The sequence below is a fragment of the Dolichospermum sp. UHCC 0259 genome (assembly GCF_009711935.1).
In the GTDB taxonomy this organism is placed as follows: Bacteria; Cyanobacteriota; Cyanobacteriia; order Cyanobacteriales; family Nostocaceae; genus Dolichospermum.
This window is the reverse complement of the sequence record NZ_VIKX01000193.1, coordinates 438-4630: the sequence shown is the minus strand read 5'-3', so window position 1 is coordinate 4630 and position 4193 is coordinate 438. Positions and strand designations below refer to the sequence as shown.

At 42.5% G+C, this 4193-nt stretch carries 6 protein-coding genes; 3 read left to right on the top strand and 3 right to left on the bottom strand.

Features of this window, described 5'->3' with window-relative positions:
• The 3 genes from FJR05_RS15630 to FJR05_RS15620 form a co-directional block, all read left to right on the top strand.
• A partial coding sequence (locus FJR05_RS15630; protein WP_168642427.1) for a transposase occupies positions 1-124 on the top strand: 124 nt, incomplete at its 5' end.
• Between the two features lie 148 nt (positions 125-272).
• Entirely contained in the window at positions 273-1946 is a 1674-nt protein-coding gene (gene nadB / locus FJR05_RS15625; RefSeq protein WP_168644948.1) for an L-aspartate oxidase, read from the top strand.
• 176 nt (positions 1947-2122) lie between these two features.
• Positions 2123-2554 carry a hypothetical protein gene (locus FJR05_RS15620; protein ID WP_168644947.1) on the top strand — a complete coding sequence of 144 codons (432 nt, stop codon included), beginning with the start codon at positions 2123-2125 and terminating at the stop codon, positions 2552-2554.
• A 96-nt stretch (positions 2555-2650) separates the two neighbouring features.
• Here the strand turns inward: FJR05_RS15620 and FJR05_RS15615 are convergent, their stop codons facing one another.
• The 3 genes from FJR05_RS15615 to upp all read right to left on the bottom strand — a co-directional run bounded on the left by FJR05_RS15615 (position 2651) and on the right by upp (position 4094).
• Complete coding sequence (locus FJR05_RS15615) at positions 2651-2929, bottom strand: YggT family protein (protein WP_168644946.1); 279 nt, start codon at positions 2927-2929, stop codon at positions 2651-2653.
• Positions 2930-3031: 102 nt separating this feature from the next.
• On the bottom strand, positions 3032-3367 hold the full coding sequence (locus FJR05_RS15610; protein ID WP_168644945.1) for a hypothetical protein: 336 nt from the start codon (positions 3365-3367) through the stop codon (positions 3032-3034).
• Positions 3368-3443: 76 nt separating this feature from the next.
• Positions 3444-4094, bottom strand: a complete 651-nt coding sequence (gene upp, locus FJR05_RS15605; protein ID WP_168644944.1) for a uracil phosphoribosyltransferase — start codon at positions 4092-4094, stop codon at positions 3444-3446.
• Positions 4095-4193 lie beyond the last annotated feature (99 nt).

Sequence of the window (4193 nt, the reverse complement as noted above, 5' to 3'; positions counted from 1 at the left end):
TACTGTAGAAGGAATTAATAATAAACTCAAATTAATCAAAAGACTTGGATATGGATTTCGTAACTTTAGTAATTTTAGATTACGTAGTTTATTAAACTGGCACTTTAGTATTAATTCTCCATAAAAGGGACGCAAGAGCCATAAAAGGTTTGAAAATGGAAATGAAATTAAACTATGATTTTTATAATTAACATCATGATATTATATTGGTTTTGCCAAACAAATACCTAAATCACAAAAATCATTCAAATCACAAAAATCATAGTTATCCCTTGCCTGATATAAATATTCCTAACCAATTTGATGTTTTAGTAGTCGGTGCCGGTGCAGCAGGACTATATACAGCCCTATGTCTACCCACATCCTTACGAGTCGGCTTAATTACTAAAGAAACAGTTTCCCTATCCGCTAGTGATTGGGCGCAAGGTGGCATAGCCGCAGCCGTCGCCCCAGAAGATTCTCCTCAACTGCATATTGAAGACACATTAAAAGCGGGCGCTGGTTTATGCGACATCGCCGCTGTCAAATTCCTAGCCGAACAAGCCCCCAGTTGTATTCAATCCCTCGTTAACTTGGGCGTAGCTTTTGATCGTCATGATAGTAACTTGGCTTTAACCCTAGAAGCAGCCCATTCTCGTCCCCGCGTGCTTCATGCAGCCGATACCACAGGCAGAGAAGTTACCACCACCCTCACAGATCAAGTCCTGCGTCGTGAAAATATCCAAGTCATTCAGCAAGCTTTGGCTTTGAGTTTATGGATAGAACCCCAAACCGGTCAATGTTTGGGAACTAGCCTATTTTATCAAGGTAAAATTACCTGGATTAGAGCCGGGGCGGTGATTTTAGCTACAGGTGGCGGTGGTCAAGTATTTGCCCAAACCACTAACCCAGCAGTGAGTACAGGTGATGGTGTAGCGATCGCCTGGCGGGCAGGTGCAATTCTCCGTGATTTAGAATTTGTCCAATTTCATCCCACAGCCCTCAGCAAACCAGGACGTTTCCTGATTAGTGAAGCTGTGCGTGGAGAAGGGGCGCATTTAGTGGATGACACCGGGCGACGTTTTGCCTTTGATTACCACCCAGCAGGGGAACTAGCACCCCGTGATGTAGTCAGTCGAGCGATTTTCAGTCATTTACAAAAAACGGCTGCTGATATGGCTACAGCGAATGTCTGGTTAGATATGCGCCCCATTCCCGCTGACAAAATTCGCCACCGGTTCCCGAATATCATTAATGTTTGTCAACATTGGGGTATTGATGTCTTTACTCAACCCATTCCTGTGTCTCCCGCAGCCCATTATTGGATGGGTGGTGTGAGTACGGATGTCATGAATGCCACGAATATTCCCGGTTTATATGCGATCGGGGAAACTGCCAGTACGGGAGTACATGGTGCTAATCGCCTAGCCAGTAATTCCTTGTTGGAATGTATTGTCTTTGGGGCGCAAATGGCTAATGTTGACTATGAAAAATTGCAACTGGGAAAACAGGAATCTACGAATATTATTGAAACTGAAAGTTTGGAAATTAACCCATCTCTAATCGAGTGGGAAAATCAACAAAGACAATTAGCAAAAATTCGTAAAAATTTACCCCGTGTAGTTTGGCAAAGTGCAGGTATTTGTCGAGAAAAATCAAGTTTAGAAAATGCCATTTCTCAAATTGTATCTTGGCAAAAAGACTTTACTAATTTACCTTTAAGCCAATTATTACTGAGTTTACAGCCTACACAATCAGTTAATTTTCAACAACCACAAATTGAAAAGGAATTGAGACTTTGGGCAGAAACTCGTAACTTATTAGATGTGGCAGAATTAATTCTCAAAAGTGCTGTTTTTAGAACTGAAAGCCGAGGTGGACATTACCGTTTAGATTATCCCCAAACTGATCCTAATTGGCAATTTCATACTGTTGTCCAAAATCAGGAATGGGTAATGGGTAAATAAGGTATGGAAAGCAAACAAGGGCGGGGAGACCCCGCCCCTACATTGCATGAAACATAATTCTATACAACACCAAAAATCAATAATTGGAAATTCTTACTCTGGAGCGACTCTGCGCCTCTGCGTGAGGTAAAATTGTACTCGTGACATTCGTAAATTTCCAATCAAAGGTGTATTTTATGCGGTTACGCTCAATGCAGTTAATTTTTATAGTTGGACTAATGGGGTTACTTTCCTGGATATGGACACCCACAGCCTTAGCATTAACACAGATTAAATTATCTGATATTTCTTACCACGAATGTCCATCAGAACTCGCCAGCGGAGTAGTCGGTAGTAGCGGTTCAAATTCTGCTAGTTGCTTCATCGTTACAGGTAAAGCGGCAAATAGCACCCGTAAAACTGTTTATGATGCGGATATTTTTGGGCGCATATATGATGCTAACGGTGATTCAACCTTACAAAATCGGACTCGTCTGGGTTTAATTGCAGAAGTCCCTCCCGGAGTTAGTGATTTTGAATTTAGAATCACTGTCCCCAGTAATCAGCCCTTACCATTGCAACTTAAACAATTTAAAGCGGCTGGGTTTAGTGGACGAGTCAGAAGATAGGATTTGTAGAGACGTTCCTGGGAACGTCCTTACATTGAAAATCGTAATTTGGGTCTTAAACCCAGAATTAGCTGAATGCTGAATGCTGATAGCCTGTTAAAACCCTTGCACCAAGGTGGCACGCGCTAAACTATCTAAAATACCACCAACTATGTTCAATGCCAACAATGCCAGGATAGGAGAGAAATCCATACCACCCAAGGGGGGAATTATGGAACGAAATAGATTGAGGTAGGGATCACTAATTTGGCTTAAAGCCGCAAATGGTTGACTAGACCAGTCAATTGTGGGAAACCAAGTCAACAAGACTCGAATAATCAGCAAATAGCTGTAAAGAGAGACAAAGGTGGCTAGAGTTGTAATTAGTAAATTCATGGATGGGTAACTTTCCTATTAAATGTCAAACATAGATTCATGATTGATTTTAATTTAGCTCACGTCGCATTGTGTAGCCAATCAATATAACTAAGGGAAGGCTTAAGAATGCTCATTAGCTTCCTGGGATGAGTTGCTGTTGACATTCCCTAATTGCTTCCGTACATCATCAATTGTGGCATTAAGTTGGGCAATTTTATCTTCGAGCGATCGCCTGGTTGCTTCTATTTCCAAACTTTCATGAGTAGAAGCTCTCATTTGCCGCTTTTTAGTCCCTGTTGAGCTATCATTTTCTCCAGCAGTTAAACCTTCATTCTCTTCATCTGCAAACTTAGCATCTAAGCGCGAAGTAATCACCGCCCCTAAAACACCACCAACTACACCCCCAATCAATGAACCCAGTAACAAACCACTAGCAAAACCATCTTGCTGACTCATATTTTTTACCGTCTTCTCGAAAATAAGCAACTTTGACAATACTTTAGCTATTTTCCGGCCTTAGGGGCATCCTAGCTTAAGTTCCAAAAATGCGATCGCCCGCATCCCCTAATCCTGGTACAATGTAACCCCGATCATCAAGCGTTTCATCAATAGTAGCGGTGTAAACGATTAAGCCAGGATAGACAGCAGCCAATTTTTGTAACGCTGGAGGAGCAACCACTACAGATATAATCCGAATTAACGCCGGATCAACACCCCTTTGGGTCAATTCCGCCATTGCTGCCATTATAGAGCCTCCAGTAGCCAACATCGGCTCAGTAATTAACACCCGCGTTTCGGGAGCAAATTTTTCCGGTAATTTATTTAAATAACAACTAGGTTCTAGAGTTTCTTCATTTCGCACCAAGCCAAAATGGTAAATTGAGGCCAAAGGCAGTACACCCTGCGCTCCCTCTAACAAGCCTAAACCAGCCCGTAAAATCGGCACAACAGCCACAGGTATCTGAGGATTAATAAAAGTTGCTGCACAGGTCGTCAGAGGCGTTTGCACCGTTGTTTCTTGCGTCGGCAACCACTCCCTGGCAGCCTCATAAGTGAGCCACCGACCCAACTCAGTAATAGCAGAACGAAATAATACAGATGGTGTAGCTACATCACGAGCAACTCCCAACCAGTGCTGAATTAAAGGATGAGGTGGAACATAAACACGGAGTTGTTGCGTCATAGCTAGAAAAGGGCGGCTGGATAATCGTCTTTTTACTGCAACATCATAGCAGAATTCAGGAGTCAGGAGTCAGGAGTCAGGAGTCAGGAGTCAGGAGTC

Bases quoted from the DNA above. Each gene is read 5' to 3' on its own strand.
- FJR05_RS15620 (WP_168644947.1), top strand. From the start codon at position 2,123: ATGCGGTTACGCTCAATGCAGTTAATTTTTATAGTTGGACTAATGGGG.
- FJR05_RS15615 (WP_168644946.1), bottom strand. From the start codon at position 2,929: ATGAATTTACTAATTACAACTCTAGCCACCTTTGTCTCTCTTTACAGC.
- FJR05_RS15610 (WP_168644945.1), bottom strand. From the start codon at position 3,367: ATGAGTCAGCAAGATGGTTTTGCTAGTGGTTTGTTACTGGGTTCATTG.
- upp (WP_168644944.1), bottom strand. From the start codon at position 4,094: ATGACGCAACAACTCCGTGTTTATGTTCCACCTCATCCTTTAATTCAG.